Annotated in this window: 15 protein-coding genes; 1 reads left to right on the plus strand and 14 read right to left on the minus strand. The window is 48.9% G+C overall.

Translation table 11 applies throughout. The features are described 5' to 3' along the window. Positions 1 to 9: 9 nt before the first annotated feature. The 5 genes from AC0KUT_RS20425 to AC0KUT_RS20445 all read right to left on the minus strand — a co-directional run bounded on the left by AC0KUT_RS20425 (position 10) and on the right by AC0KUT_RS20445 (position 5107). A complete protein-coding gene (locus AC0KUT_RS20425; protein ID WP_488832457.1) occupies positions 10 to 1248 on the minus strand; it encodes a multidrug effflux MFS transporter in 1239 nt (412 codons plus the stop codon). A 166-nt stretch (positions 1249 to 1414) separates the two neighbouring features. Continuing rightward, positions 1415 to 1864 carry an RES family NAD+ phosphorylase gene (locus AC0KUT_RS20430; RefSeq protein WP_488832459.1) on the minus strand — a complete coding sequence of 150 codons (450 nt, stop codon included), beginning with the start codon at positions 1862 to 1864 and terminating at the stop codon, positions 1415 to 1417. A gap of 36 nt (positions 1865 to 1900) precedes the next feature. Continuing rightward, positions 1901 to 2362 carry an Xre family toxin-antitoxin system antitoxin gene (locus AC0KUT_RS20435; protein ID WP_488832460.1) on the minus strand — a complete coding sequence of 154 codons (462 nt, stop codon included), beginning with the start codon at positions 2360 to 2362 and terminating at the stop codon, positions 1901 to 1903. Positions 2363 to 2435: 73 nt separating this feature from the next. Further along, positions 2436 to 4268 (minus strand): glutamine--fructose-6-phosphate transaminase (isomerizing), encoded by a 1833-nt coding sequence (gene glmS / locus AC0KUT_RS20440; protein WP_488832461.1) that lies wholly within the window; start codon positions 4266 to 4268, stop codon positions 2436 to 2438. A gap of 74 nt (positions 4269 to 4342) precedes the next feature. After that, a complete protein-coding gene (locus tag AC0KUT_RS20445; protein WP_488832463.1) occupies positions 4343 to 5107 on the minus strand; it encodes a DeoR/GlpR family DNA-binding transcription regulator in 765 nt (254 codons plus the stop codon). 245 nt (positions 5108 to 5352) lie between these two features. On the opposite strand from AC0KUT_RS20445, the gene AC0KUT_RS20450 reads away from it, so the two are divergent. After that, positions 5353 to 13119 (plus strand): SDR family NAD(P)-dependent oxidoreductase, encoded by a 7767-nt coding sequence (locus tag AC0KUT_RS20450; protein WP_488832464.1) that lies wholly within the window; start codon positions 5353 to 5355, stop codon positions 13117 to 13119. Between the two features lie 86 nt (positions 13120 to 13205). Here the strand turns inward: AC0KUT_RS20450 and AC0KUT_RS20455 are convergent, their stop codons facing one another. From AC0KUT_RS20455 to atpA, 9 genes are all read right to left on the minus strand, one after another. After that, a complete protein-coding gene (locus tag AC0KUT_RS20455) occupies positions 13206 to 14195 on the minus strand; it encodes a serine hydrolase domain-containing protein (protein ID WP_488832466.1) in 990 nt (329 codons plus the stop codon). Positions 14196 to 14363: 168 nt separating this feature from the next. After that, a complete protein-coding gene (locus AC0KUT_RS20460; RefSeq protein WP_488832467.1) occupies positions 14364 to 16445 on the minus strand; it encodes a glycoside hydrolase family 9 protein in 2082 nt (693 codons plus the stop codon). A 168-nt stretch (positions 16446 to 16613) separates the two neighbouring features. Next, complete coding sequence (locus AC0KUT_RS20465; RefSeq protein WP_488832469.1) at positions 16614 to 17087, minus strand: 2TM domain-containing protein; 474 nt, start codon at positions 17085 to 17087, stop codon at positions 16614 to 16616. Between the two features lie 111 nt (positions 17088 to 17198). Further along, positions 17199 to 18557: a bifunctional UDP-N-acetylglucosamine diphosphorylase/glucosamine-1-phosphate N-acetyltransferase GlmU gene (gene glmU / locus AC0KUT_RS20470; protein ID WP_488832471.1), complete on the minus strand. Its 1359-nt coding sequence runs from the start codon at positions 18555 to 18557 to the stop codon at positions 17199 to 17201. A gap of 17 nt (positions 18558 to 18574) precedes the next feature. Next, positions 18575 to 18814: an antibiotic biosynthesis monooxygenase family protein gene (locus AC0KUT_RS20475; RefSeq protein WP_488832473.1), complete on the minus strand. Its 240-nt coding sequence runs from the start codon at positions 18812 to 18814 to the stop codon at positions 18575 to 18577. A 167-nt stretch (positions 18815 to 18981) separates the two neighbouring features. Continuing rightward, positions 18982 to 19407, minus strand: coding sequence for a F0F1 ATP synthase subunit epsilon (locus tag AC0KUT_RS20480; protein WP_488832475.1), 426 nt, complete (start codon positions 19405 to 19407; stop codon positions 18982 to 18984). A gap of 111 nt (positions 19408 to 19518) precedes the next feature. Next, positions 19519 to 20898, minus strand: a complete 1380-nt coding sequence (gene atpD, locus AC0KUT_RS20485) for a F0F1 ATP synthase subunit beta (RefSeq protein ID WP_488832477.1) — start codon at positions 20896 to 20898, stop codon at positions 19519 to 19521. A 109-nt stretch (positions 20899 to 21007) separates the two neighbouring features. Continuing rightward, positions 21008 to 21871, minus strand: a complete 864-nt coding sequence (gene atpG / locus AC0KUT_RS20490) for a F0F1 ATP synthase subunit gamma (RefSeq protein ID WP_488832479.1) — start codon at positions 21869 to 21871, stop codon at positions 21008 to 21010. Positions 21872 to 21938: 67 nt separating this feature from the next. Beyond that, positions 21939 to 23483: a F0F1 ATP synthase subunit alpha gene (gene atpA / locus AC0KUT_RS20495; protein WP_488832481.1), complete on the minus strand. Its 1545-nt coding sequence runs from the start codon at positions 23481 to 23483 to the stop codon at positions 21939 to 21941. Positions 23484 to 23506 lie beyond the last annotated feature (23 nt).

The following is a 23506-nucleotide window of genomic DNA, read 5'->3' on the forward strand; positions in this document are numbered from 1 at the left end:
TTTTCTATTTTACTGGCTATTGACGTCCGCATCCTCTGAATAGATTACTCGCCCTCTATCACCCAGCCACATAAAACCTATAGATACCAATCCAAGTATTAAAAACCCACTTGTTACGGGAATAAGTGTGTTGTTATACAACTGGCCTATATAAGTCCCCAGCACCATAGACAGTATGCTGGACACAGACCCTATGACTGCAGAGGCTATACCCGCAATATGCCCCATAGGCTCCATCGCAATGGCATTGAGATTTCCGAATATTAAACCAAAGGCAAAAAATAATGCTGAACCATAAATAAGAAACATCCATAGCTGAATTTCAACTAAGGTGTGCAACACCAAAAATAAGGCTGAAGAAATTACAATCGCACGCGCTGCTAACTGGCTAATGCGATGCATTCCAAGCGTTTCAACCAGACGTGAATTCACCAGCGATGAAATACCAAACACCAAGGCAAGCAAACCAAAATAAAGCGCAAATAACTCACCAGTGTGAAATTGATTCTGAAAAATTTGTTGTGCTGAGTTTAGATAGCCTATAAAACTCCCGAAAAATAACCCCATACAAACCGTATAACAAATTGTCACCCTATGGGTCATCACCGTTTTAAATCCGGCGATGAAACTCGTGGTATTAAAAGCAATACGCTTATCTTTTGGAAGTGTCTCTTCCAAACGAAAAAATATCCATAAGCTAATCAAGAGCGCATAGCCAATATAGAAAATGAAAATGAAACGCCAGTTCGCAAAAAATAAAATCGCCTGCCCAATCGCAGGGGCCAGCGCGGGCACCATAATAAAAATCATCATCACCAGCGACATGATACGCGCCATTTGTCGCCCGCTAAATTGATCGCGCACTATGGAAATCGCCGAAATATAAGGCCCTGCAACACCTAAGCCTTGAATGAATCGCCCCAACAAAATCATATTAAGGTCTGTCGCTGTATAGCAAATGTAACTGCCGACTATAAACAAGCCTATGCCCACATAGAGCACTTTCTTGCGCCCCAAGGCATCAGACAAAGGCCCACAAATTAACTGCCCAAGCGCCATACCAAAAAATAGGGCACTCACGATGAGTTGTGCTTTATTTGGATTCTCTAATGCCAAGTCGTGACTAATCACACCTAAAGCCGGCAACATAGCATCAATAGAAATAGCCACGATGGACATAAGCAAAGCGATAAGCAGCGTAAATTCACCTGTAGATATGGTATAGGTGCGCAACGGCTGAGGTGTCATAGAGAATCCTTAATGACTCACGAAGAGTTTGATGGGTGATCAGCAGGCTTAGACTAAGCCTGTAAAATAATTCTACACTGTGGCAATTTAACGAGAGGCTGAAAATAAAACCGCTGATTTAAGGCAATGAAATAGTCGCTACAACTATTGTTATTGTTGCTCATTTCTAGGATAAAAGTCGCGCGTCAAAAGGATGCAGCTGTGCACTAATAATGTCTGCATCGCAGGCGGCTGTATGGCGCGGATTAAATAGGTAGTTATAGCTATGGGGAACCACAGCACTGGGAACACGCAGTAATAAAGAGCTGCTGCCCATGAGCCACTCATCGCCTATAGCGCGGGTGAGTTCAAGATCTTCTCGCCAGTAATCAGGCAGAGCATTTTTATGCAGATGCGCCATTCCTGTTCGTTTGCTGTAGTCAACTTCCAACAATTGGTATTGCTCAGGAATTTCGCTGAGGTCCAATTCAAAATGAACCAACACTTCCAACATGGCTAAGCCGGGGCTTTCCGATAAGTAGACTATAGGTATGCCGCGATTGTGCCAGCGCCCAGATGCCTTAAGGCCGCCTTTGCCCAGCAAATCGGCATAGTTACTGATTCTCCATAATTTCATAAGGACGTGCTTCCCGGTACGGGGATATTTTGAGTATTAGGCGAAATAGCCTTCATCTAATTGAATCAGCGTCTCTTCAACGAGATCCGCACCCGGCTCGGTTTTAATCAACTCCATTGCCGATAAACCATCAAACATTTTGCGCGGTTTGTGCAGCCAAGCCATGGCTTTCTCTGCTCCTATAACCTCTTGTGCAAGCGCGGATATTTTCGCCGCCCGCAGCCAGCGCTCGGTTTCATCGGTAGTGAGTTTTTGGCCCTTTTCACGGCGATGGGTAAGGGTGCGCAGGGGAATAATCCAATCCAGATCGCGCCGGTTGAAGCCTTGATCTACCAACAAATCTACCGCCGATGTGACTATGCCTTCGCGGCTAACTCGTACTACGTCTAACGGTGTTTTAAGCCCAATATGAAGGATTGAGCCCACCCGCGCCATAACCCGGGCAGATACTCCTTTATTGGCTTTTTCAGGTGTAAATTCACTGTATTGCACTGCCATAACAAACCTCGACTGGTAAAACGGCAACTTGCCTTAGTATATAGGGCATTTTGCCGACTTACTAGTTAGTTAGCTATTCGACAGTAACTGATTTAGCTAGATTCCTCGGTTGATCAACATCCGTTCCCTTAATAATCGCCACGTAGTAGCTCAGCAATTGCAGCGGCAGCGTGTAGAGAATCGGTGCCAACCACGGGTGGGTGTGAGGTACATTGATGACACGCATTGTGTCATCGGATTCAAATTTTGCGTCTACATCAGCGAATACATAGAGGATTCCACCACGCGCGCGCACTTCTTCGACGTTGGATTTTAATTTTTCCAAGAGGTCGTTGTTGGGCGCTACGACTATGATGGGCATAGAGGCATCAATCAGTGCGAGGGGACCGTGTTTTAGTTCGCCCGCTGCATAGGCTTCGGCGTGAATGTAAGAAATTTCTTTGAGCTTGAGTGCGCCTTCCATTGCGATGGGGTATTGATCGCCACGACCGAGGAAGAGGGCGTTGTGTTTATCCGCAAACTCTTCTGCAAGTGCTTCAATTTGTGTTGCTAACTGCAATGACTCTTCTAACTTTGCGGGCAAGCTTTTGAGCGCAGCGACCATGTCTTTTTGTTGTTCAGCGCTGAGACCATTGTATTTGCCCACCGCCAAGACCAACATCGCCAAGCCCACTAATTGTGTAGTGAAAGCTTTGGTAGAGGCTACGCCAATTTCGGCACCGGCGCGGGTCATAAAGGCAAGATCAGATTCACGTACCAGCGAAGAACCTGCTACGTTACAAATACTTAGGCTGCCTAAATAGCCCAATTCTTTTGCCAAACGCAGTGCTGCCAGTGTATCCGCTGTTTCACCTGATTGGCTGATAGTAACTACCATGCTGTTGGGTTGCACAAAGGATTTGCGGTAACGGAATTCGCTGGCAATTTCAACGTTACAGGAAATTCCGGCGAGCGACTCTAACCAGTAACGCGCAACCATGGCGGAGTGATAGCTAGTGCCGCAGGCGACGATTTGAATGTGTTTTACTTTTTTGAATAATTCCGCGGCGCCATTGCCAAAGGTTTCATCCATGACCGATTCATTACTTAGGCGGCCCTCTAAGGTATTCATTACCGCGTTGGGCTGCTCATAAATTTCTTTGAGCATAAAGTGACGATATTGGCCCTTGTCGCCAGCGTCGTAACTGGCAGTTGATTCGTGAACTTGGCGCTCAACAGCAACGCCATCTTTATCAAATACTTGAATACTGGTACGCGTAATTTCCGCTACGTCACCTTCTTCTAGAAACATAAAGCGACGGGTTACCGGCAAAAGCGCGAGCTGGTCAGAAGCGATAAAATTTTCACCAATCCCTAAGCCGATCACCAAAGGCGAACCCGAACGCGCAACGACTAAGCGCGAGGCGTCGTTTTTGTCCATCAGTACCGTGCCATAGGCACCGTGCAATTGTTTAACTGCCGTTTGTACGGCGGCTAATAAACTCGTTGCTGTTTTTAATTCTTTTTCGACCAAATGCGCAATCACTTCGGTGTCAGTATCGGAACTAAATGCATAGCCATCTGCTTGTAATTGCGCGCGCAGCGGTGCGTGGTTTTCAATAATGCCATTGTGTACAACGGAAATGCGTTCGCAGGAAACGTGTGGGTGCGCATTGCGCTCACTCGGCTCACCGTGAGTCGCCCAACGCGTGTGGGCTATACCGGTTCCGCCGGGCGTTGGGGTGCTGTGTACTGCATCGGACAATTCTTTAACCTTGCCCAAACGACGCAAACGCTGCAGTTCACCGCTGCTATTTATCACGGCAACACCGGCTGAGTCATAACCGCGATACTCAAGACGACGCAAACCTTCTACCAAAATATCGACTACATCACGCTGTGCTACTGCACCTACGATTCCACACATAACTTGCTCCTTATAAGAAAAATAATTTAATTTTTATGCAACACCACCCTAACCCTTAAACAATGGGAGGGGAGTTAACCGATGATTACCTGTACGCCTTGCTGTTCAATATGGTGTTTATCTGCCGCGCTGATATTACTATCGGTCACCAACACACTAATCGCCGACCAAGGCAGTTCGAGGTTGTGAATTTTGCGGCCAATTTTGTCGGACTCAGCCATCACAATCACTTCACGCGCAACTTCGGCCATGACGCGGCTGAGACTGTAAAGCTCGTTAAAGGTGGTAGTGCCGCGCGCTAGATCTAGGCCATCGGCACCGATAAAAAATTGATCGAAGTTGTAAGAGCGCAAAATCTGCTCAGCGAGCTGACCTTGGAAGCCTTCGGATTTTGGATCCCAAGTGCCGCCGGTCATAAGTATCGTCGGTTCGTTTTCCAACTCGCGCAGAGCATTGGCGATACTGAGGGAGTTGGTCATGACCACCAATCCCTGTTTGTGGGATAACTCCGGCAAGAGCGCAGCCGTGGTGGAGCTGCCACTGTCGAGAATTATGCGATTGTGCTCGCGGATGAGTTGCGCGGCGGCCTTGGCAATTGCTTGCTTTTGTACCGATACCTTTTCACTGGCAGGATCGGCGATCAACTCCTGCGGCAAAAGTACCGCACCTCCGTAGCGGCGCAGCAACAGACCATTGCTTTCCAAGGCGCTGAGATCCTTGCGAATAGTCACTTCTGAAGTGGAAAAGCGCTCGGCAAGGAGCTCCACACTGACTTCGCCCGTTTCATTGAGTATGTCAATAATGGCGCGGCGACGCTGTTGGGTGTTACGTTTGGTCATAAATCACTTGCCTTAAGTTTCATAACGAAAGAATATAGCAGTAAAACGAAAGATAACAATCTGATTTTTAAATTAATTGGTCAATAACTGAGCCCAAAGTGCGGTCACCGCACAGGAGGGCATTTAGTCAAATTCGTTTTGGCGTGTATTTTGCGCGCCATTTCTGGTTCTAAATTCACCCGTAACAACCTATTTCACCGCCTCACCTACTTTCACCAAGCGTTGACACCAAAGGAAAATTGAAAATGTCATCTAAACCTACAGATATAGCCGTTATTGGCATGAGTTGTTGGTACCCAGGAGCAAGATCACCCAAGGAATTATGGGAAAACATCCTGAGCTGCCGCCAATCATTTCGTCAATTTCGCGAAGAGCGTATGCCCGCAGCGCTCTACCACGACTCAAATACGAGCGTTGAAGATCGCACCTATGGCCAACTCGGTGCATTTATCGATGGTTTTGTGTTCGATTTGGCCGCGCGCCGTGTCCCTAGGTCCACTTATTTAAGTACTGACATCGCCCATTGGCTCGCCCTTGAGGTAGCCGCTAAAGCGCTTGGTGATGCTGGATATGCCGAAGGCGTCGGCCTGCCCCTGACACGTACTGGGGTTATTTTAGGAAATAGCCTAACGGGAGAGTTCACCCGCTCTAACTCCATGCGTTTGCGCTGGCCATTTTTAGAGCGGTTGTTACAGGAAACTGTCGCCGCTCAGGGTATTCCACTCGCGCAGGTGCAGCCGTTAATAGATGCGGCGGGCGAACGTTTCCGCAGCCACTTTCCCGCCACTAATGAAGATACCTTGGCTGGTGCACTCTCCAACACCATTGCCGGTCGAATCTGTGGCAACTTCGATTTTGGTGGCGGTGGTTATGTTGTCGATGGGGCTTGCTCATCGTCACTCTTAGCCGTTGCAACAGCCGCAACAGCGCTGGAAGATCGACGCGTTGATGCCTGCCTTGCAGGTGGTGTAGACATCAGTATGGATCCCTTCGAGCTGGTCGGTTTTGCGAAAACCCGCGCGCTTACTAAAAGCGCTATGCGCGTTTACGATAAACGCGGCAATGGCTTTATCCCCGGTGAAGGCTGCGGCTTTGTAGTATTAAAACGCCTTGAAGATGCCGAAACTGCTGGCGATGAAGTTTATGGCGTGATTCGCGGTTGGGGCATATCCTCAGATGGCCGCAACGCCATCACCGCGCCAAAAGTCAGTGGTCAAGCTCGCGCTATAAAAGCCGCTTGGGATCGCGCTGGGCGACCGGATTTTGTCGAAGGTCATGGCACCGGCACCGCCGTAGGCGACCGGGTAGAACTGGAAGCCATCGCCAGTGTAGTGGGGGAAGTGGAAGGGCGTCCGCTCGGAGTTACCTCGCTCAAGTCTATTCTTGGGCACACCAAAGCTGCCGCGGGAGTAGGTGCCTTTATCAAGGCGGTTATGGCCGTAAACCGGCGCATATTACCGCCCACCAGCGGTTGCCAGGATCCCAACCCGGTTTTTTATGAATCCGCAAAAAGCCTCTATCCCTTGATGCGCGGAGCACAGCTTGCGCCCGAGCAAACTCTGAGTGCAGGAGTTTCGGCTATGGGTTTCGGGGGTATTAACTCCCACGTGGTGGTGAGCTCCGGCCCGCGCCCCGATCCGCGCATTGCACCTGTACTTGCTGAATCCGCCATGCTTGCCTCAGCACAGGACAGCGAACTGTTTGTGTTTGGCGAACAGAGTTTGGCTAGATTGCAGCAACAATTAATGGCATTGCGGCCCCAAGTAGCGGAAATGGCGCAGGCGGAAATGGCAGATTTATCGGCACTATTGATCGCCAATCTGCCCGCAGGCGCGCCCATTCGCGCAGCTATTCTGGCTGATACGCCAGAAACCTTGCTGCGCCGACTAGAGCTTTTATTGAGTGCGCAACAAGCCGACGGCCCTGAAATTTGGCTTGAAGCCCGCAGAGATTTTATTAGCAATCCCGCGCGTATCGCTTTTGTCTGCCCTGGGCAAGGTTCACAGCAACTGGAAACGGGACGCTGGCTGCTAGAGCGCGATCCAGAATTAGCCGTCAGCGCCCAAGCACTTTTTACGCAAGCGCTAAACGCAACTGGCATCGATCTGGCCCGTCAGCTTTATCCAAATTTGAATCCACTCGACAATGAGGGGCGCCTGCAGGCGCAACAAACACTGTCACTAACCGCGTTTGCCCAACCGGCGCTCTGTTTTGGCAGTTGGCTGTGGGCGCAAAAGCTCGCCAAATTTGGCCTAAAACCCTGCGCCTTAGCGGGACATAGTCTCGGTGAAATCAGTGCCTTGGCGCTCGCGGGCGCCTTTTCGCCCGAAGCGCTGATCACTGTCGCGGCCAAACGCGGCCAACTGATGACGTCTTCGAGTGACGCTACGCCTAATGCCGGTATGACCAGCTTGCTTGCCAGCGCCGCGCAGGTCGAAGAGCTATGCCAGAATTTGCCTGGTTATCTGGCGCTTGCCAATATCAACGGCCCTGCTCAAGTGGTGGTGGCAGGCGATATTACTGGCTTGAACGCACTTGAAGACAAAGCAGCGGCGGCGGGTATAAAAGCCAAGCGACTTCCGGTCAGTAATGGTTTTCACTCGCTATTGGTAGATGAAGCTGCGCTAGCATTGCGCAGTGATAACAGCCTGCCCAATACTCCTTTAGCGTTGCAGGTTCCCGTATTTTCTTCAGTGGCTGATATACATTTGCATACCGGGTTGGCGGATCATATTGCCGATCATGCGCGCTCGCAGGTGAACTTTGATGCCCTGCTAAAACGCCTGGCTACCGAAGCTGAGTTCATTATTGAAGTGGGTGCAGGCAGAGTGCTCAGCGGTCTAGCTGAAAATATTCTTGGGCACAGCGGCCCGCGCTGTTTACCAGTTGAAGGGCAAGCTGGGCGCTGTGCCGACTTGCACGCGGTGCTCGCCAGTGCCTGGATTCGCGGTGCCAATCTGCATTGGCAAGAACTGCATGCGGGTCGGTTTGTACGACCTTTTATTGCGGCTCAGGAACTTAACTTTTTGGTCAACCCCTGCGAAAGTCAGCAGGACTTCTCTAGATCGACACTTGCGCTTAAGTCACAGGAGAGCATTTCACACTCACCCCAACCACATTTACAAAGCATCAACACAGCGACGCCAGCCAGCTCTTTAGCGGCTCAAGCTATGCGCGCGGCGGCATCTGTACAAGCCATTTTGAATATGTTGATTGATCAAATTAGTCAGCGCACCGGCTTCGCCAGCGCCAGTATTGCTAACAATGCAAGGTTGCGCGAAGACCTCAATTTAGATTCGATAAAAGCCGGTGAGATTATCGCTAACTGCGCGCAACAACTTGGCGTAGCCGACCGCATTGATCCAGCGCAATTGTCGAATCATCCATTAGAAGAAATCGCCCATGCATTAGCGGCAGCGGGTGCGAGTATTGAAACTTCATTGGCGAACTCACCCAGTCTTGAACAAAAAAATCCGCCGATTACAAGCGCAGGGGGGCAGACCAGCACGCAAGCTATAAGTGTGCAGCAGATTGTTGCGCAGCTTATGCAGTTAGTTGTGGAGCGGACTGGCTTTGCAGCAGAAAGCCTCTCTGCGCAGCAGCGTTTACGTGAAGATTTAAATTTGGACTCGATTAAAGCGGGAGAAATTATCGCTAGCCTAGCGTCGCAACTAGGCGTTGCAGAGCGAATTGATCCGGCACAATTATCCAATCATCCGCTGCAAGAAATTGCGGCGGCACTGGCGGCAGCAGGTGCGAATCAAACCATTGCCGCTAGCCCGAATGCTGCTACTAGTTACGCAGCTACAGCTCAGCAACAGCCGATTGCACCCAGCATAGATGCTACCGAGCTGCTGATTGATCTAGTAGTAGCGCGCACTGGTTTCGAGCGCGCCAGCGTTCACCCAGAGCTGCGCTTGCGCGAAGACTTGAATTTGGACTCCATCAAAGCTGGTGAAATTATCAGCAGCGCAGCCAATCAATTACAGGTGGCCGATCGCATAGATCCAGCGCAATTGTCCAATCATCCGCTTGCCGAAATTGGTGCGGCGCTCACCGCCGCCATGCCCCAAATGAGCAAGTCGGTAATTGCACCCCTTGTTGCCCCACAACTAGCAACTACAACTAATACAGCAACTACAGCAACTACAGCAACTACAGCAACTACAGCAATTGCAGTAACGCCAGCTGCGCCAGCTGCGCCAGCCTCGAGTCCGCAGCCTTGGGTGAGATCTTTTGGCTTGCGCGCTATTCGCGCAACTGAGCCTTTGGCTGCTGAAGTGCGCGGCCAGCGAATACTGCTGTTGGCCACTGAGCCACAACGGCTAAGTGAACACTTAAGGGCAGCAGGGGCAAGTCTGGTCGAAGCAGATCCTGATTTGGTGATACTGCAATTAACTGGCGAAATAAGTGCACGTGTTGAACAGCTCGCAAACTGCTTAAAACATTTAACGCCCAGTGTGCGTTCGTTACTGATTATTCAATCAACAGATGGTCGCTTTGGCTTATCCAAGGCCGGTTCAGCTTGCGCCGCCCATGGCTTCGCGCGCTCTATTTCCCAAGAGCGCCCGCAGCTTGCGGTTGGTCTTATTGATCTTGCGACCGGAATCGATCTGGAGGTCATTACTCGCTGCACTCCCACTGCGCCCGGCTTTTCTGCGCGTGGTATTGATGCGGCGGGCCAGTGGCTATTTGAAGCCTTTCCTATAGTGCCCAGTTCGCAGCCGCGCCGCACGCCCTTAGTTGCCGGCGAACTGGTACTGGTCACCGGTGGCGCGCGCGGAATTACCGCCGCCTGCGCCGCACACTTAGCGCGTGCAACAGGCGTGCGCCTAGCCTTGGTAGGTAGTACTTCACCGCAAAAAGTAGACGACGAACTACTGCGCAATCTCGGCCAGCTGGCCTTAGAGGGTATTGAGGCCCGCTACTGGTGTTGTGATCTAGCAGATGCCAATGCAGTCGCCGAGTTAATAGCGACGATTGAAGCTACGCAAGGCAAGATAGCGGCAGTCATTCACGGCGCGGGGCGCAATCAACCGCGCCGCGCCGAGCAACTAAGCGCCGCCGAAGCGCTGACCGAAATGGCACCCAAACTGCTGGGCGCGCGCCATTTGTTGCAGGCTTTAAAACATCAACCGCCGCGACTCTTCTGCGCCTTTACTTCAATCATTGGCGTGAGCGGCATGGTAGGCAACGCTTGGTATGCTTTTGCCAATGAAACTTTAGATTTAGAACTGGCAGCCTTTAACGAAGCGCATCCAGAGACTGATGCCTTAAGCATCGCCTATGGTGTTTGGGATGAAATTGGCATGGGCGCAAAACTGGGCAGTGTGGCCAACCTGGCGCGTATGGGCATAGGTGCTTTATCACCCAGCGACGGCTGCGCGCGCTTTTTGTCTCTGATTCAATCTGATCCGGGTACTCGCCAAGTCGTTGTCACCGCCAATGTCGACGGCCTGACAACCTGGCCCGCAAGTTTTGCCACAGCAACTGATTTGCGCTTCCTGGACGGCAAGGTCGTCGGTGTGCCCGGCGTAGATTTCCGCATCACTCTGCCATTGAGCTTAGGGCGTGACCCCTATTTAGCGGATCATGTGTTTGGTGGCTCTTATCTTTTCCCCACGGTCTTCGGCCTTGAGGCAATGGCTCAAGCAGCATGGGCTGCCACCGGCGGGCAAGCTCAGTTTGTCGAGATTACCCATATCCACTTGCCTGCACCCATAGTCGTGAGCGAAAGCGGAACTCAAATAGAAATTCGCGCGCTAGTGCGTGAAAACGAGCCCTGGATAGTCGATTGCGAAGTGCGCACCGCCATGACCGGTTTTGCGCGGGCGCACTTTAAGGCCAGTTTCCATCTCGGCCAAATCCTGGTTGGTGAACAAGTCGACTTACCAGCACTGCCACAGCTCAGTCAGTCACTCTTGCCGCGCGAACATCTCTACGGAGGTCTCTTGTTTCAGGGTGCTCGTTTTCAAAAAATGGACACAATCACTCACGCCGCTACCCGTAAATTGATTTACTCCGCTACCCAAGATGCGCCTGCAAACGCAGAGCGCTGGCTATTAGGCGACCCTTACTTCCGCGACACGCAATTGCAAGCAGGGCAAGTTTTGATTCCCTTGGATGATGCCTTACCGGTGGCACTGGCGAGTATTAAGCTCTACCAAAACCAAGACGCCCCGGGTGACCGCCGTGTTTTTGCCAGCATAGATTCATCGTCAGAGCAAAGTCACTTTGGCAGCGTCATGGTAGTCAACGCACAGGGACAGTTGCTGGAAACCATGGACGGCTATGAAGTGCGCGTACTCGCTCACCACCCAGACCATCCCGATTTTAATGAGATTCTCAACCCCGGCGAGGCGGATCAAACACGCTTAAGAAACCGCTTAGAGACACTGTGTAGGGAACGACATTTGACGCCGCCGAGCTTGATGTTTAAGTGGATCGGCCTGCATGGTTTGGCTCAAGTTGAACGCCGTCAGCAAGTTCAAACCTTACTGGACATGGAAACGAATCAACTGGTCTTGAATTGGAACCCAGCGGGAAAACCTGCTGGTAACCAGGGTGAAGCCGTTGCAATTGCCCATGATTCGCAAGCCTGCCTACTGCTCAGCGATGCAATTAACAAGGCTGACTTGGGCTGTGATCTGGAGCCGATTTGCAAGCGCGATTCAGCTCTACTTGGCCCTGAGTTAGCGGCGCTGGCAATTAAACTACGCGCCGGCGGTGATCAGAAAGATCTAGCTATTACTCGGGCCTGGACCATTGGCGAAGCTTTGTTCAAAGCCGGCTCTTGGGGTAATTCATTGGAACTAACCTGGCGTCAGGGCGATGCGCTAGAAGTTAGCAGTGGTCAACATAGAGTTATCTCCTTTGTCGCTGCGCTCGCGCGCGGACCGCGTCGCGCCCTAGCATTTGCCTTGCCCGATCCGGTTAAAACCAAGCTGGCTGAAACTCCCCGGCCGAATTCAACAGCTCAAAGCGCGCACAGCCTTAACAACGACAATAACGACAATAACGACAATAACGACAATAACGACTTTATTGATCCTCGCAGCCACAGCGTTGGTCTACGTCGCGGCAACCCCGACCGTATGGTGACTCGCTTTGTCATACCATTTGATGAAAGCGGTAGCCTGGGCGGAAAAGTACCCAGTTATGCCTTGGCCAGTTGGATGGGTAGGCTGCGCGAATTAGCCCTCACCGGCATCAAGGACGCGCTACGCGAAACGCTTTATTCGGGGCTTTATGGCATGGTGACTGAGCAAGCAGGGGTCAACTTAACGGGTGAAGCAGCGGCTTTGGATGTAGTAGAAGCACATACCTGGGTAGAGGCGCTCGCCAGTGGCTCTTGTGTACTGCGCTTCGCCTTTTATCGCGTTAACCAGCAGGAGCTAGAGCCGATAGGAACAGCTTTCCAGCGTTTTGGCTGGGTAGAAGTCTATGGCCATGGCTTGATTCGCGGTGGAACATTTCCTGAGTTTTTGCGGGAATTTTTGGCAAGCCTGCACCACAACTTGCCGCAAGCGAACGTGACGCCACTGTTGGTGCCCAGCTCGCCGCTCATTGGCAAAAGTACCAACGCGACCACCTTGGTAGAAAGCAATATTGTTGGCAACCTTTACTTTGCCCATTCGTTTAAATGGCCCAATCGCTTGCTGGATCAACTCCTTTGGCAAAAAATGCCCGAGCTGTTTCGCGCGCGCGGCATGCAGGGTGAGTTAATCATTAGCACCCAACGGGTTGAATATTTACGCGAGGCCATGCCCTTCGATACCGTAGAAGTCGCGCTGCATCTGGAGCAAATTAAGGGAGCCGAAATCACTCTGGCCGTGGTCTATCAACGCCCTGAAATCAACGGCAATCCAACTCGCTTGGCACTGGGAGAGATTAAAGGGCATTGGGTAACGCGCACGGCGGACGGTACTGCAGTTAGTACTGACCTACCGGCTAACCTCCTGCAGCCGGAGGAGACTGCTCATACTCGCGCCAGCGCCACGGCAAGCTATTAAGCTAACTGCTGTGAGCTGACCTAATCTGGCCATCCCGGGCTCCGGCCCGGGTGGCTTAGGATACTTGCTGAACCCTTTTAGCAAAATTAGCGCATAAACAGCCGCGCCAGCGGCATGCTCACCTGTCCAAAATCCCAAAAATTCTCCACATTGGCGTTGATCATCACCGCAACAACCATATTTTTATCGGGAATAACCATTAGCCAACACTGGGAGCCACGCGATATGCCGCCGTGATTAGCATTGTGAACCTTGCCTAGGTCATCTTCATAATCCGCCCAGCGCCAACCTAGCGCATAGTTTTGTGGGTCTATAGTGCCACCTGACAATACTTGTGGCTGCCAAAATGCTGCTCGCGTCTCCGGCCTTATAAAATCACTATCTAACCAAGCCGACCCAAGTTTCACCAAATCCGACGGGGTAGAAATAAATCCACCGCCCGCCAGTCGATGACTCAAATCCACTTTTTGCCAAATACGATAGGCGGGATATTGTCCGTCGTGATTCCAGTAAAAACCGGCCAGTGAATTCTGCTCCGGCAGTTCATATTCAGCCCCAGTCGCATTCATACCTAAGGGTTTAAATATCTCGTTGCGAATTAGGCTTAGAAAGGGTTTGCCCGCAACGGCTTCAAGCACAGCACTCTGCAATACCGTATTGAAACTGCTGTAGTGGTATTGAGTGCCAGGCTCAAACAGCAGCGATGTATCGTCAAATACTTCCAGTGATTCCCTCACCGAGGTATAGCGCTTGTTGAGCTTAAATAAATAAGACATGCCCCAAAGATCGCCATAGTTGTCTATATAGTCGGGTAGGCCACTGGTGTGTGACGCTAACTGTCTGGGGGTAATTTTGCCCCAATTTGCGTGTGGTAAATCTGGGATGTAATTTGCGATGGGTTTATCCAAGTCTATTTTTCCAGCTTGAACCATTTTGGCGAGTAAGGTTGCAGTGACCGGTTTAGAACTGCTGCCAATTCGAAACTGAGTGTCTTGGGATACGGATATTTTTTGTTCGATATTGGCCCAACCCACAGCCCCTGCCCAGACTATTTTTCCATCAATTGGCCGATGCAAGCATAGCGAATAAAGAAATCTACACTACTCAAGAGCTGCCACAGTGTTCAGATGTTGGTTTGCAGTAGGAGTCATAGTCAATTGACGAGGATAATATTAAGAGTAGCTATTGTGCTGGACATGCCAAAGGAGAAGAGGTCCAGCACTCAAAGTGAAACTAAAATCCAATTAATTCACAAACTTAGATAGCAAGCGCAAATAGTTGCCTTGGTAGCCATTACTATTTTCCGTCACACTCCAAGAATTAATCGGCCAGCTGGTATTAAAATCCTTATAGGCTTTTTGCGCTGGCTGACCGTTGGGAGGCGCGGGAGCAGCTACTCCACAGCCAGAGTTCGGGCTACCAGAAGTACAATTACTATCCCAATCGTAAGATGGATTGGGGCCGCCGGTTAAAAAGCCTGGGGCTGGGCCATAGGTTGAAGTGCCCACTCTGTCCCACTTAACACTGCCGTCGCCAAACCAGGTGTGATAGAACTCGTTAACCGAGTTGTGCACACCCAGGGCATACATATTAGATAAATAAACCATGCCCTGTGGATTAACCCCATGAAGATAGTTCACATAGGTCAGCGCATAATTTTTGGCTTCTGTCGTATCAAATCCGCTAACGCCATATTCCTCTATATCCATAAACATGCTGCCCTTGGCAGACTTGGTGCTGTTACTGCCCCAAACATAGACATTAAGATGGGCCCTGTAGGGGTCTGTTTTAGCCGTCATAGCACCCCAATTTGCCGAGCTGTTCATGTCATTTTTAAACCAGGTTTTGATGTCAGTGGCGACTCTCGGTGTCACCCCAGCGAGATTGGCGTAGTAAAGCAGGCTGGTGTTTTCCGTTTCGCGAAAGGGATCGGAGAAATTTTTCAAATCCGCTTTGATGTATTCCGCTTCTAGGTAGGCTTTATAGTCCTCTCCAGCTGTCGCGGCATAGAGGTATGCTGCTGCAATACGTTTTTTGGTGGCGCGATCTTTAACACTGGCCATGCCTGTGTTCCAATCGATTGGCTCTTGTTGCCCTGCACCTAAACCACCGCTGCCAGGTTGACGCCCTTCATCGTTATTAAAGAAAACGACACTAGGATTCGCAACCGCCCATCCCCAGGCATTTTCTGCCCGCATTTTTAAATCATTGGCATAAGTTGAAAGGCTATTGATGTTGGAGTCTTTCATTACTTTACTCGCCAATGCAAAGGCAGCTGCAGTTGATATAGTGGCATTGGTAGAAGCCGATCCATAATAACTGGAACCCGTGGCCGCCGAGGGTGGACTGGCGGAAGCAAGTCCCACTATAGAAAGCACCGAGTTATTGCCCGTGGCGTTCTGCATCTTGATCAGCCAGTCAGTACCCCATTTAATTTCATCCAGAATATCGGGAATGCCATTACCGGACTCTGGGATATCGAAGTCATCGCCCCAAGCCGCAGGGTTTTCAACATAGGCATGTAAAAGCGTGATCACATAATCTGCCGTCCAACTGGTGTATTTGTTGTAATCGCCTGCGTCATACCAACCGCCAGAAAGATCTTTCTCTGTCGCCGCATTGCTCTTATCACTGTAAAGGCGCGCATTTTTATCTTGGCCAGCAGCTATGTGGCTGGCGCCATCTGCCCATGCAGCGTCGGCAAAAGGTTCTTGTTTAGAAAAACCCGCGCGCTGATAGAAGAATGTTCTAAAAGCCTGCTTTAACACTGGCTTATAAACATCAGCCGCTATTTTAAAACTGGGAGAGCGCAGCTTCTTGCCGCTATCCACTACCGCGTAAGTGCCGGGTGTGGTCACATTGGAGAAATCAAACCACCAGGCTTTATCGCCTGAAGAGGCATCTGTTACACCAAAGTTCCAACTTGTGAGTGCTGCACTGAACACGCGCTCTCCTGTATTCATGTTGACTAAGCTTAAGCTGGCACTGGGCGTAAAACTTTTATCGGCGTCATAGCCCGTTTGCGGATCGCGAATCACTGCGATTTTTTGCGCATCTGGCAAATAACCAAACTGATCTACGACAATAAATTCACTGATAGTCAGAATACCCGCACTCGTTGCACTACTAGACGAAGATGATAACGGCATTGAAGACTGAACAACAATAGAAGCTGGGGTTGATGAAGGGGCAGTAGAAGCTATAGATGCAGCACTGCTAATTGACGCAACAGATGCAGCAGGTTTAGGTGACGCTGAACCGCCGCCACCACAGGCAGTAAGTATTGCAAGCAGGGGAATACTTAAGCATTGAATATTTACACGCATAACCGACCTCTTCATTGTTATTTTTTTAGTCACTAGGATAAGTATACAACCATAGCTTAATTGCACATTTTCAGGGTTACTTTATAGTTCTTTACTTATTTTTAGTCGGGCCAGAATGCAAAAAACCGGAATTTAAATTCCGGTTTTTTGGTTAGATATGTATATATTCTATAGACTTCTGCACAAATACTTTTCCACCTTAGCCCGCTCCCAATGTGCATTAAAGTATTTATCAAAGACGAATACTCTTATCCCATGCATTATTAAACCAAGCCCCCAAAAGAGAAGGGTGCCAAAAAACCAGAGATAACCTGGGCTGAAAATGAGATTTATGATAATGCACCCGCTATTAATAACCAAATACATTACCAAATGAAGGTAAAAATCCCGAACTCGCTCCGCTCGTTTAAATGCAATGCGCTCTTCGAAAGTTTGTGTACTTATTGATTCCTCGTTCATGGCAGTCTCCGCAGTAAAGATAGAAAAATCGACCTCAAAAACCGCAGCTATTGATTTCAATGTTTCCACACTTCCACTGTGGCCAGCCTCTATGCGCTGAATAGTGCGCGCACTTAAGCCGCTAGCATCTGCTAACTGCTGTTGAGACCAGCCTCGTTTGAGGCGCATTTTCTGAATCGACATAGATTATCTCCTTCTGCGGAGTAGCCAGTATTCCTACAGAATAGCTAATCTAACAACGACAGCTACACGAAACACGCACGACAAACACTAGACAAACCTGTATACGGCTTATCATTTTTTTGTAGGGCGCTCCCAACCTTGAATATTGCGCTGTTTGCTACGGGCAATCGCTAATTCTTGAGGCTCAACATTTTTAGTGATGATAGAGCCTGCACCAATGGTACTACCCGCACCAATTTTTACCGGTGCTACTAACGCTGAATTGGAGCCAACAAAAACATTATCGCCAATTTCTGTTTTAAATTTATTCACACCATCGTAATTACAGGTAATGGTTCCTGCGCCTATATTTACCTTAGCGCCCATAATGGTATCGCCAATATAGCTGAGGTGATTCACCTTGCTGCCCTTGGCAATAACGGCTTTTTTCGTCTCCACAAAATTGCCAATTTTTACGTCATCGGCCAATTGTGTTCCCGGGCGCAAACGCGCGTAGGGGCCAATGTCACAGTTGTTGGCCAAGACTGAATCTTCAATATGGCTGAATGCCTTGATATGGGTTCCACTACCGATTTTGCTATTAATAATGATGCAATTGGCATCGATAATTACACCATCGCCCAGCTCTACGTCACCCTCTATAACACAGTTGATATCAATTACCACATCGCGCCCAACACTCAGACTGCCACGACAATCGAAGCGCGCGGGGTCGAGTAAGGTGACACCCGCTACCATCAGCTCCTGCGCTTTTTGTTTTTGATAAAATCGTTCTAGCGCCGCTTGTTGCTGACGATTATTGATACCTTCTACTTCTTCGATTGCATTAGGCTGCTCAACATGAATCACTACGCCATCGGCTTTTGCCATAGCGATAATATCCGTAAGGTAGTATTCCCCTTGGGCGTTTTGATTGCTTAATTGCGGCAGCCATTTTTGTAAGTGTTTGGCGCGCACTGCCATAATACCGGTATTAATTTCATTAATTTTTTTCTGAATATCATCAGCATCTTTATGCTCAACAATCGCCGTTACCGCACCAGCAGCATCGCGTACTATGCGCCCATATCCGCTAGGGTCCGGCATACTTACGGTAAGCAAGCCCATTTGATTATCGCTTACACCAGCAATTAATTTTTGCAACGTTTCTGCCCGTGTTAAGGGCACATCGCCATAAAGAATTAATACAGTAGCGTCTTTGCGCAACTGAGGCAGAGCTTGCTGTACCGCATGGCCAGTGCCCAACTGTTGCGCCTGCAGGATAAATTTCACATCTGGAGCGGCCATGCACTCTTCTACTTTTTCTGCTCCATGGCCAACGATAATCAATATTTGTTCACCACCAACCTGACGTGCAGTATCCACAACATGTTGTACTAACGCTTTACCACCAATAGGGTGAAGTACTTTAGGTAAATCGGAGCGCATACGTGTGCCTTTACCTGCGGCGAGAACAAGAATATCGAGCATAATATTTCCCTAGATTATTAATTGTTAGAGTCAAACTGATAATCGCGTTCGACCTTGGCGATACGCACTTTATATCTACTGTACCAAATTTCACGTCCTAGTTTTTGCGCTAATTGGTGATCAACTTGTGCCTTCCAAGTTTTGATGGCATCTAGATCGCGCCAAAAGGAAACGGTAATGCCTATGTCCACACGTGCAGATTCAACACCTAAAAAGCCTGGCTGCTGTAGAGCAAGCTCGATCATTTTAGTTGCCATTTCTCCGTAGCCCGAATCACGCGAATTGCGTTGGGAGGTAAATATTACGGCAAAGTAGGGCGGTGACGGAGTATTGGCTATGATGACGAATTATCCTTTTTTCACATAAAATTTTCACATAAAAAAAGGGTGACTTTTCAGTCACCCTTTTTTTATCACTCAACTCATTACTTACCGGCTTTCTTCTTGATCGCTTGCAGAGTACGCAATTGAGCAGAAGCTTCTGCCAATTGAATTGCTGCGCGCTGGAAGTCAATCTCGGAAGATTGATTGGCGAGTTGTTGCTGTGCTAATTGTTGTGCTTCTATCGCTGCAGCTTCATCCATATCGTCAGCACGCAAGGCGGTATCAGCCAAGATGTTAACTTGATAGGGTTGAACCTCAAGGTAACCGCCCGAAATGAAGAACACTTCTTCTTCGCCACCTTGTTTGATAAGACGCACTGGGCCTGGCTTTATGCCAGTCAGCAATGGCGCGTGACCATAGGTTATACCCACGTCACCCAAGCTACCTGTAGCAATTACCATTTCTACCAAACCGGAAAAAATAGCACGTTCAGCACTGACGATATCGCATTGAACAGTCATGGCCATAGTTGTCTCACTTGTACTTTATTTACTGAGCTCGGCATTGCCAAAACTCAAATCGCTGAATGACCCAAATAAGAAAACCTGCAGCGACTAAAGTGGCTGCAGGTTAACGAATTACTTGAGTTTAGCGGCTTTTTCAACAGCTTCGTCGATAGTACCAACCATGTAGAACGCTTGTTCTGGCAGGCTATCGTAATCACCGGCCAACAAACCTTTAAAGCCACGGATGGTTTCTTTCAAAGAAACATACTTACCCGGAGAACCGGTAAATACTTCCGCTACGTGGAAAGGTTGTGACAAGAAACGTTCGATTTTACGTGCGCGCGATACAGTTTGTTTGTCTTCTTCTGACAATTCATCCATACCCAAGATCGCAATAATATCTTTCAGCTCTTTGTAACGTTGCAACACCGATTGCACGCCACGCGCTACGGCGTAGTGCTCATTACCGATGATCATTGGGTCCAACTGACGTGAAGTTGAATCCAGTGGATCGATCGCAGGGTAAATACCCTTGGCGGCGATGTCACGGCTCAATACTACGGTTGAATCCAAGTGAGCAAAGGTGGTTGCTGGCGACGGGTCAGTCAAGTCATCCGCAGGTACATATACAGCTTGTACTGAGGTAATAGAACCGGTTTTGGTAGAAGTAATGCGCTCTTGCAGAACGCCCATTTCTTCCGCCAAAGTTGGCTGATAACCTACCGCTGAAGGCATACGACCCAAAAGTGCAGATACTTCAGTACCCGCCAAGGTGTAACGATAGATGTTGTCTACGAAGAACAATACATCTTTACCTTCGTCACGGAATTTTTCCGCCATAGTCAAGCCAGTCAAAGCAACACGCAAACGGTTACCTGGTGGCTCGTTCATTTGGCCGTAAACCATGGCAACTTTATCTACCACGTTAGAGTCTTTCATCTCATGGTAGAAGTCATTACCTTCACGAGTACGCTCACCTACACCAGCAAACACTGACAAACCAGCATGCTCTTTTGCGATGTTATTGATGAGTTCCATCATGTTTACGGTTTTACCAACACCCGCACCGCCAAACAAACCTACTTTACCGCCTTTAGCAAAGGGGCAAACCAAGTCAATTACTTTGATGCCGGTCTCGAGCAACTCTTCAGAGGCTGCCAATTCTTCGTACTTAGGCGCAGCGCGGTGAATCTGCATACGCTCTTGTTCGCCGATAGGGCCACACTCGTCGATTGGGTTACCCAATACATCCATAATACGACCTAAGGTTTCTTTACCTACGGGCACATTAATGGGTGCGTGAGTATTGCTTACGACCAAACCGCGACGCAAACCTTCCGAGGAGCCGAGAGCAATAGTGCGCACAACGCCGTCACCTAATTGCTGTTGCACTTCGAGCGTAAGCTGACCTTCGCTGATAATCAGTGCATCATAAACTTTAGGCACTGCATCACGTGGAAATTCCACATCGATAACGGCGCCGATGATTTGAACAATATGTCCACTACTCATTTCCGGTTCCTCTTTGTTCCAGAAATCTCAGATCGAGAGATCTGAAAGTTTAAACTCAAAAATAGTTATGCTTTGCTGCGCAAAATAAGCGGGCTAAAAACCCACTCACTTAGGAAACCGCTGCTGCACCGCCTACAATTTCAGACAGCTCTTGGGTAATCGCTGACTGGCGCGCTTTGTTGTAAATAAGCTTCAAGTTATCAATTAACTCGCCGGCATTGTCGGTTGCACTTTTCATTGCAATCATACGCGCAGCTTGCTCACAGGCTGCGTTCTCAATAACAGCTTGATAAACTTGCGATTCAATAAAGCGACTCAACAAACCTTTTAACAAAAACTCTGCATCTGGCTCGTAAAGATAATCCCAGTGATGCTTCAACTTGGTGTTTTCTTCTGCCACCAAAGGCAAAATTTGGCGTGCGGTTGGCTTTTGGGTCATGGTGTTAACGAATTCGTTGCTCACTAAAAACAACTTATCGATTTTGCCTTCTTCGAAAGCATCCAACATAACTTTTACGCTACCAATCAAATCGGCTACGGTTGGTGCTTCGCCCAAATCGCGCGTTGTTGCAACCACGTTGCCACCAAAACTTTTGAAAAAAGCGGTCGCCTTAGCGCCCACCAAGCACAAATCCAGAGCTACACCCTGATCAGCCCAGGTTTTCATGTTCTTAATAGACGCTTTAAACACGTTAGTGTTCAAACCACCACAAAGACCACGATCACTGGATATAATGATGAAGCCAACACGTTTAACCGCGCGCTCTTTCATGAATTTGTGTTTATATTCGGCGCTGGCATTTGCCAAGTGTCCGATTACTTCACGCATACGATTAGCATAGGGTTTGCCCAATTGCATACGCTCTTGCGCACGGCGCATTTTACTAGCGGCAACCATTTCCATTGCGCTGGTAATTTTTTGCGTGCTTTTGACGCTGGTTATCTGCGTCCTAATTTCTTTTGTGCCTGCCATACTCAAAGACTCTTGAGAGAATTATGAAGCTGTGTAAAACACAGCTTCTTATACAACGGCTTGCTTATTACCAGGTACGACTGGCTTTTAGCTTGGTCACCAACTCTTTGAATTTGCCTTCCAATTCGCCATTCCAATCACCGGTTGCATCTATGTGGTTCATAGTCTCGGCGTATTCAGATTTAGCAAAAGAGAGCAAGGCAGCCTCAAAGTCGAGTACTTTGCTAACTTCGATACCTTTAAGGTGACCTTCGTTAGCGGCATACAAAACCAATGCCATTTGCGCAACGCTCATAGGCGCGAATTGTTTTTGCTTCATCAATTCAGTAACACGTTGACCGTGTTCTAATTGTGATTTGGTCGCTTCGTCCAAATCAGAAGCAAACTGAGAAAACGCTGCCAGTTCACGGTATTGCGCCAAAGCAGTACGGATACCACCAGACAATTTCTTAATAACTTTAGTTTGTGCAGCACCACCTACACGCGATACCGAAATACCGGCGTTCATTGCTGGACGTACGCCCGCGTTGAACATGGAAGATTCCAAAAAGATCTGTCCATCGGTAATCGAAATAACGTTAGTTGGTACGAATGCAGAAACGTCGCCCGCTTGGGTTTCAATGATTGGCAAGGCGGTCAATGAACCAGTTTTGCCTTTCACTTCACCCTTGGTGAACTTTTCTACATAATCTTCACTTACACGTGAAGCACGCTCTAACAAACGGGAGTGGAGATAAAATACATCGCCAGGATAAGCTTCACGACCCGGTGGACGACGCAACAGCAATGATATTTGACGATAAGCCCAAGCTTGCTTGGTTAAGTCATCATAAATAATCAGTGCATCTTGACCGCGATCACGGTAGTACTCACCCATGGTACAACCAGCAAAAGGAGCAAGGAATTGCATAGCCGCTGGATCAGAAGCAGTCGCTGCGATCACGATGGTATGTTCCATAGCGCCGTGTTCTTCTAGTTTACGAACAACTGCCGCAACAGAAGAAGCTTTTTGGCCGATAGCAACATAAATACATTTAATGCCAGAACCTTTTTGGTTGATGATCGCATCAACAGCAATGGCAGTTTTACCGATTTGACGGTCACCGATAATCAGTTCACGTTGACCGCGACCGATTGGCACCATAGCATCAATAGCTTTCAAACCAATTTGTACTGGTTGGTCAACTGACTTACGCCAAATTACACCGGGAGCAATTTTTTCAATTGCGTCGGTTTGTGTCGTTTTCAGTGGACCCTTACCGTCAATTGGATTACCCAGCGCATCAACTACGCGACCCAACAACTCAGGGCCTACAGGTACTTCCAAAATACGGCCAGTACACTTACATTTTTGGCCTTCAACTACACCGCGATAATCGCCGAGAATTACTGCACCTACAGAGTCACGCTCTAGGTTCAGTGCCATCCCGAATACACCGCTTTCAAATTCAATCATCTCGCCGTACATAACGTCGGCAAGACCGTGAATGCGAATAATACCGTCGGTAACGGAAACCACCGTACCTTCGTTTTGAGCTTCTGTGGAAAATTCAAGACCAGCAATACGCTGCTTGATAAGTTCACTGATTTCAGAAGGATTCAGTTGCTGCATGCTCTGTTCCTCAATCCCAAAGA

This window comes from Cellvibrio sp. 25HG11W-0 (genome assembly GCF_057815475.1).

What these genes read in the sequence shown, in the direction of transcription:
- AC0KUT_RS20450 (WP_488832464.1), top strand. Translation starts at nt 5,353, where the DNA reads ATGTCATCTAAACCTACAGATATAGCCGTTATTGGCATGAGTTGTTGG.
- AC0KUT_RS20425 (WP_488832457.1), bottom strand. Translation starts at nt 1,248, where the DNA reads ATGACACCTCAGCCGTTGCGCACCTATACCATATCTACAGGTGAATTT.
- AC0KUT_RS20475 (WP_488832473.1), bottom strand. Translation starts at nt 18,814, where the DNA reads ATGGCAACTAAAATGATCGAGCTTGCTCTACAGCAGCCAGGCTTTTTA.
- atpG (WP_488832479.1), bottom strand. Translation starts at nt 21,871, where the DNA reads ATGGCAGGCACAAAAGAAATTAGGACGCAGATAACCAGCGTCAAAAGC.
- AC0KUT_RS20465 (WP_488832469.1), bottom strand. Translation starts at nt 17,087, where the DNA reads ATGTCGATTCAGAAAATGCGCCTCAAACGAGGCTGGTCTCAACAGCAG.
- AC0KUT_RS20460 (WP_488832467.1), bottom strand. Translation starts at nt 16,445, where the DNA reads ATGCGTGTAAATATTCAATGCTTAAGTATTCCCCTGCTTGCAATACTT.
- AC0KUT_RS20435 (WP_488832460.1), bottom strand. Translation starts at nt 2,362, where the DNA reads ATGGCAGTGCAATACAGTGAATTTACACCTGAAAAAGCCAATAAAGGA.
- AC0KUT_RS20480 (WP_488832475.1), bottom strand. Translation starts at nt 19,407, where the DNA reads ATGGCCATGACTGTTCAATGCGATATCGTCAGTGCTGAACGTGCTATT.
- glmU (WP_488832471.1), bottom strand. Translation starts at nt 18,557, where the DNA reads ATGCTCGATATTCTTGTTCTCGCCGCAGGTAAAGGCACACGTATGCGC.
- atpD (WP_488832477.1), bottom strand. Translation starts at nt 20,898, where the DNA reads ATGAGTAGTGGACATATTGTTCAAATCATCGGCGCCGTTATCGATGTG.
- AC0KUT_RS20445 (WP_488832463.1), bottom strand. Translation starts at nt 5,107, where the DNA reads ATGACCAAACGTAACACCCAACAGCGTCGCCGCGCCATTATTGACATA.
- atpA (WP_488832481.1), bottom strand. Translation starts at nt 23,483, where the DNA reads ATGCAGCAACTGAATCCTTCTGAAATCAGTGAACTTATCAAGCAGCGT.
- glmS (WP_488832461.1), bottom strand. Translation starts at nt 4,268, where the DNA reads ATGTGTGGAATCGTAGGTGCAGTAGCACAGCGTGATGTAGTCGATATT.
- AC0KUT_RS20430 (WP_488832459.1), bottom strand. Translation starts at nt 1,864, where the DNA reads ATGAAATTATGGAGAATCAGTAACTATGCCGATTTGCTGGGCAAAGGC.